Annotated in this window: 4 protein-coding genes; 3 read left to right on the top strand and 1 reads right to left on the bottom strand. The window is 44.0% G+C overall.

The genetic code is table 11. From position 1 onward, the window contains the following. Window positions 1–53 precede the first annotated feature (53 nt). Together AB4209_RS14275 and asnB are read left to right on the top strand one after the other, a co-directional pair. Entirely contained in the window at window positions 54–1640 is a 1587-nt protein-coding gene (locus AB4209_RS14275; protein ID WP_017062195.1) for a cation:proton antiporter family protein, read from the top strand. Between the two features lie 235 nt (window positions 1641–1875). Then, a complete protein-coding gene (asnB, locus tag AB4209_RS14270; RefSeq protein ID WP_017062196.1) occupies window positions 1876–3546 on the top strand; it encodes an asparagine synthase B in 1671 nt (556 codons plus the stop codon). A 78-nt stretch (window positions 3547–3624) separates the two neighbouring features. On the opposite strand, the gene rfaH is transcribed toward asnB, so the two are convergent. Next, on the bottom strand, window positions 3625–4131 hold the full coding sequence (gene rfaH, locus AB4209_RS14265) for a transcription/translation regulatory transformer protein RfaH (protein WP_017068990.1): 507 nt from the start codon (window positions 4129–4131) through the stop codon (window positions 3625–3627). Window positions 4132–4632: 501 nt separating this feature from the next. Between rfaH and AB4209_RS14260 the strand changes: the two genes are divergently transcribed. Next, entirely contained in the window at window positions 4633–6018 is a 1386-nt protein-coding gene (locus AB4209_RS14260; RefSeq protein WP_102393253.1) for a peptide MFS transporter, read from the top strand. Window positions 6019–6082 lie beyond the last annotated feature (64 nt).

The raw sequence follows: 6082 nt of genomic DNA, 5'->3' as shown, positions 1-6082 counted from the left end.
TTTGTATAAACACGGCCCGTTTTTTTTAAGCTAGGGAACTACAACAACAAGTTATGGAACTTATATTAATATCCACTGCGTTTATCGCAGGATTTATTGCTTTAAAGTGTCACCTTCCCCCATTAGTTGGTTTTTTGGTTGCAGGCTTTGGGCTTTTTGCCTTTGGCTTTGAAACCAATGACACCATCATTACTTTAGCTGACCTTGGTGTCACGCTGCTTCTATTTACTATCGGCTTAAAGCTCGATATCAAAACCCTACTCTCTAAAGAGATCTGGGCTGGCGCGACAATCCACAACCTTTTGTCCACTCTGTTTTTCGCCGTCGCCCTGTTTGGCTTTAAGTTCTTAGGTATTTCATCGCTAGCTGCCATGTCGGTAGAACAGATCGTTCTGCTCGGTTTTGCTCTTTCATTCTCTAGTACTGTATTTGCGGTTAAGACTCTGCAAGAGAAAGGCGAAATGAATGCGACCTACGGAACGTTAGCGATTGGTATCTTGGTCATGCAGGATATCTTCGCCGTAGTATTCTTAACGGCTTCTACGGGCAAAATACCTGAGTGGTATGCAATTGCTCTGTTTGCCCTACCCTTATTACGCCCACTGTTCTACAAAGTGCTCGATTGGGTTGGTCACGGTGAGATGCTGGTTCTTTCCGGCATCTTCTTCGCATTAGTCGTCGGTGCTGGTTTATTCCATTTGGTTGGTGTGAAACCAGATTTGGGGGCTCTTGTTCTAGGTATGTTACTTGCTGGTCACCCAAAAGCCTCAGAATTATCAAAGTCGCTGTTTAACCTTAAAGAACTTTTCCTTGTCTGTTTCTTCTTGAATATTGGTCTGTCAGAGCAACCAACCATTCAAGGCTTTATGCTCGCAATCTTGTTCTTGCTGATGCTGCCAGTGAAAGGTGTTCTCTACTTCTTGGTACTCAACCGCTTCAAGTTCCGTGTTCGAACGTCTCTACTTGCCTCGCTATCACTGTTTAACTATAGCGAGTTTGGCCTCATCGTTGGTGGTCTCGCCTTCAAGATGGGTTGGATGTCGGGTGATATCTTAGTTGCCGTTGCCATTGCAGTTTCACTGTCTTTTCTAATCGCTGCTCCTTTAAACCGAGCTGGTCATAAGCTTTATCAGCAGTCAGGTAAATGGCTAAAAGAGCATGCGTCAGAAAAGCTTCACCGACGTGATAAGCGAATTGACCCTGGTCGTGCCCAAGTGCTTATTCTAGGTATGGGCCGAATTGGTACCGGTGCTTATGACGAATTACGTACTCGCTATGGCAAGGTCAGCCTAGGTGTAGAAGTGCGTGAAGAAGCCGCGCACAACCACAGAAGCCAAGGCAGAAACGTGATTTCTGGCGACGCGACTGACCCAGATTTCTGGGAGCGAATTCTAGATACAGCAAACGTAAAGCTGGTGATTTTGGCAATGCCTCACCACCAAGGTAATCAAACCGCTTTAGAACAATTAAAGTCACGTAACTTTAAAGGCCAAATTGCGGCTATTGCTGAATATCCCGATCAACTCGAAACACTGAAAGAGAATGGCGTTGATGCGGCATTTAACATTTACAGCGAGGCTGGTAGTGGTTTTGCTCGCCACGTTTGCGAACAGTTAAATCCAAATATCAATAAAATCTAGTATTAGACAGTGTTCAACTAAACCTCTCAAAACTGCCTATTTTTCGCACTTTTGAGAGGTTTTTGTTTAAAAAACCAACCGCAATTAAACATCACACACCAAAAGCACATAAAAATTAGATAATTTCTAACAGAAAACCCTTTATATTATTTTTTTGCTCACATCCGGTTGCTTTTTTTAGCCAGAATGGCAAATTGAATGCAGTTGATTTGGAAATTATTTAAAAGGAAGTTCTATGTGTTCAGTATTTGGCATTCTCGACATTAAAAGTGATGCCGCAGCACTTCGCCCTATTGCTTTAGAAATGTCTAAGAAGCTTCGTCACCGTGGTCCAGACTGGTCTGGTATCTATGCTGGTGAAAAAGCAATCCTTGCTCATGAACGTCTTGCTATTGTTGGCTTGAACAGTGGTGCTCAACCACTATACAGTCAAGACAAAAAGCACATTCTTGCAGTAAACGGTGAAATTTATAACCACAAAGAACTTCGTGCACGCTATGAAGATAAGTACCAGTTCCAGACTGATTCTGACTGTGAAGTTATCCTAGCGCTATACCAAGAGATGGGTGCAGACCTTCTAGAAGAGCTTAACGGTATTTTCGCATTCGTTTTATACGACGAAGAGAAAGACGAGTACCTAGTGGGCCGCGACCATATTGGTATCATCCCGCTTTACCAAGGTTACGATGAGCACGGCAACTACTACGTGGCTTCAGAGATGAAAGCATTGGTTGAAGTATGTAAGACTATCAGTGAATTCCCTCCAGGTAGCTTCTACTCTTCGAAAGATGCTGAACCTCAACGCTACTACATCCGCGATTGGAACGAGTACGCTGCGGTACAAGGCAACAGCACAAGCAAAGAAGAACTGACTGAAGCTCTAGAAGCAGCCGTTAAACGTCAACTAATGACTGACGTTCCTTACGGTGTACTTCTATCTGGTGGCCTGGATTCATCAATTACTTCAGCAGTTGCAAAACGCTTTGCGGCAATGCGTATCGAAGATGATGAGCAATCTGAAGCTTGGTGGCCACAACTGCACTCGTTCGCTGTTGGTCTTGAAGGCGCACCAGACCTTATCGCTGCTCGTGAAGTTGCGGACAAGATCGGAACTGTGCACCATGAGATGACTTACACTATTCAGGAAGGCCTAGACGCAATCCGTGACGTTATCTACCATATCGAAACTTACGATGTAACGACGATTCGTGCATCAACGCCAATGTACTTGCTGGCTCGTAAGATCAAAGCGATGGGAATCAAGATGGTACTTTCAGGTGAAGGTGCTGATGAAATCTTTGGTGGTTACCTGTACTTCCATAAAGCGCCAAACGCGAAAGAGTTCCACGAAGAGACAGTACGTAAACTGCTTGCTCTAAGCATGTTCGACTGTGCTCGTGCAAACAAATCGCTAGCGGCATGGGGTGTTGAAGGCCGTGTACCATTCTTGGATAAAGAGTTCATCGATGTCGCAATGCGTCTGAACCCTGAAGATAAGATGTGCGGTAACGGTAAGATGGAGAAACACATCCTGCGTGAGTGTTTTGAAGACTACCTACCAGATTCAATCGCATGGCGTCAAAAAGAGCAGTTCTCTGATGGTGTTGGCTACGATTGGATTGATACATTGAAAGCAACGGCTGAAGCAAAAGTAACGGATCAACAAATGGAAGCTGCTAAGTTCCGTTTCCCTTACAACACGCCAACAACCAAAGAAGGTTATGCTTACCGTGAAATCTTTGAGGAGCTATTCCCTCTAGAATCTGCGGCAGAGTGTGTACCTGGTGGTCCTTCAGTTGCTTGTTCATCAGCGAAAGCGATTGAGTGGGATGAGTCATTCAAAAACTGTGTCGACCCATCAGGCCGTGCAGTACAAGCCGTTCACAACGATGCTTACAACGCTTAGAGCGTTTTGAACAAATCCTAAAGACTAAAAAAGGCGCATTATGCGCCTTTTGTTTTAAGCCTATTTTTATTACTGCAGTTATGCGCGAGCTTGTAGTGCTTCGTTCTCAATACTGATTGGAACGACTTGGCTGATCATTTTCACCAGCATAATCGATCGAGCCTCACCGTCTTTCTGATCGAAAATAGCTTCAACCCCAGCAAATTGGCCACTCTGAATCTTAACTACCTGTCCAGATTCAAACTCAACACAACAATCTTCCACTTCGTTACTGCAGCACTTCTCAAACTCTTTAAGTTCAAACACCAAGTCTCCTTGGACCTCGTGCGGCAGTGAACCGAACTTAATAAAGTCCACAACGCCACGTGTTGAACGAACGGTCGTGAAGCTAGGACCTTGCTCATAGTCGAAGCGAACAAAGATGTAAGACGGAAACAGCGGTTCTTTAACCTGCTTTTCTTTCCCTCTCACCACCTTTTCGACTTCTATTTGAGGGTAAAAGCACTCTACCCCCTGATTCTCTAAGTGCTGCTGAGCGCGTTTTTGATCACCACGCTTACAGTAAAGCAAATACCAACGTTTCATTTGACTAGCCATTTTATATTTTTAGATATTTTACCACATGCCTAAAACGGTTAAATCACCATTAATAAAATGAATCGTTGCTAACGAAAAATAATGCGTAGCAGACCAATTTATCAACAAAAAGTTATAGGTCTCGGAGTGGTTAAGCATTGTACAGAGATCATTTAGAGATCAAAAGACTCATTGTTGTAAGCATATGTATGCCCCACATAATGCGCATGCCACTCCCTTCAAACTCAAAATGATACACCAGAGCAATATATCTAAAGATTTTAATTCAACACAACTTTAATGAAGGTTATTAACCAACCAACTCAAATCTGGAAAATTAGTTTGCAGCACATCTAAAATGGGCAACATTAAAAATAAAGATATTTAATATCAACATCTTAGTTAAACCAAGTTGTCGTGACCATAAAATAAGTCTATTGCAGACTTTTATCCCACTGTGTATACATGAATGGCTATAAAATCTTTTAATACCTAAAATTAGTAAAACTTATGCCAAGCAACCACAACATCTTTGGCCACCCTAGAGGCCTATTTCTACTTTTTAGCACAGAGCTATGGGAACGTTTCTCTTACTATGCGATGCGTGCCATCCTTGTCTTATTTTTGACTGACACTACCCTCAACGGTGGACTGGGTTGGTCAACGAAAGACGCACTCGATCTCTACGGTATTTACACCGGCTTAGTCTACATCACACCATTAATTGGTGGCTGGATTGCCGATAACTACCTAGGTCAGCGTAAATCAATTATGATTGGCGGTGTATTGATGGCACTTGGCCAATTTACAATGGCTCTACCTAACGGCTTCATCGGTTTAGACCAAGTGAACGCGCTGTACCTTGGTTTAGCACTGCTAATCAGTGGTAACGGTATGTTTAAGCCGAACATCTCAACCATGGTTGGCGATCTGTACCAAGAAGGCGATAACCGCCGTGACGGTGCTTTCACCATTTTCTACATGGGCATCAACTTAGGTGCGCTGCTTGGTGGCTTAATTTCAGGTGCTGCTGTCGATTCATTCGGTTGGAAAGCAGGTTTCCTAGCCGCTGGTATTGGTATGGTTATTAGCTTGATCATGCAAGTGACAATGGCTCAGTCTTGGTTGGGCAACATCGGTTCTGTACCTGCTGCTGCAAGAGCGAAAGCACTAAACAAATCTAAAGAAAAAGCGCCACTGACCAAAGAAGAGTTCGACAGACTAAAAGTGATTCTTATCATGGGTCTGTTCGTGATTGTTTTCTGGGCGGGCTTTGAACAAGCTGGCGGCCTAATGAACATCTACACTCAACAATATACTGACCGTATGATTGGTGGCTTTGAAGTTCCTGCTGCGTGGTTCCAATCTTTGAACCCATTCTTCATCATTACACTTGCTCCAATCATTGCTGCGTTCTGGGTGAAACTGGGTAAGCGTGAACCCAACTCTCCTGTTAAGTTTGCAATGGCATTGTTCTTCTTAGCACTGGGCTTTGTGTGCATGATGGGCGCGGTAATGGAGCAAGGCGGTGACCTAACCGTGAAAACATCAATGCTATGGCTAGTCGGTGCTTTCTTCTTCCATACCCTTGGTGAGCTTTGTCTATCGCCTATTGGCCTGTCGTTGGTCACTAAGTTAGCTCCGCTTCGCCTAGCATCATTGATGATGGGTGCATGGTTTGGCTTCAATGCGGTGGCAAACTACGTGGCAGGCCTGGTCGGTTCTCACGTTGGTGAGCTTGGTGCTATGTCAATCTTCAGTGGTATTGCTATCACAGCAACGGTGAGTGCCATATTACTGCTGCTTTGTGCTGGTAAGCTTGTATCATGGATGCATGGTGTAGAAACCAACATGACGCTTGAAGCAGAACCAAAAGCAGAAACTTCGGTCGCTTAATAGCTAGATCGATTTCAAGAAGAAACATCAAGATCAAAAAGGGCTGCTCAATGAGCAGCCCTTT

Origin of the sequence: Vibrio sp. 10N.286.48.C11, assembly GCF_041469805.1 — a bacterium.
In the GTDB taxonomy this organism is placed as follows: domain Bacteria; phylum Pseudomonadota; class Gammaproteobacteria; order Enterobacterales; family Vibrionaceae; genus Vibrio; species Vibrio crassostreae_C.
Note: the sequence above shows the minus strand (reverse complement) of the source record. Positions and strands in the feature narration are given on the sequence as shown.

What these genes read in the sequence shown, in the direction of transcription:
- AB4209_RS14275 (WP_017062195.1), top strand. Translation starts at nt 54, where the DNA reads ATGGAACTTATATTAATATCCACTGCGTTTATCGCAGGATTTATTGCT.
- AB4209_RS14260 (WP_102393253.1), top strand. Translation starts at nt 4,633, where the DNA reads ATGCCAAGCAACCACAACATCTTTGGCCACCCTAGAGGCCTATTTCTA.
- rfaH (WP_017068990.1), bottom strand. Translation starts at nt 4,131, where the DNA reads ATGAAACGTTGGTATTTGCTTTACTGTAAGCGTGGTGATCAAAAACGC.
- asnB (WP_017062196.1), top strand. Translation starts at nt 1,876, where the DNA reads ATGTGTTCAGTATTTGGCATTCTCGACATTAAAAGTGATGCCGCAGCA.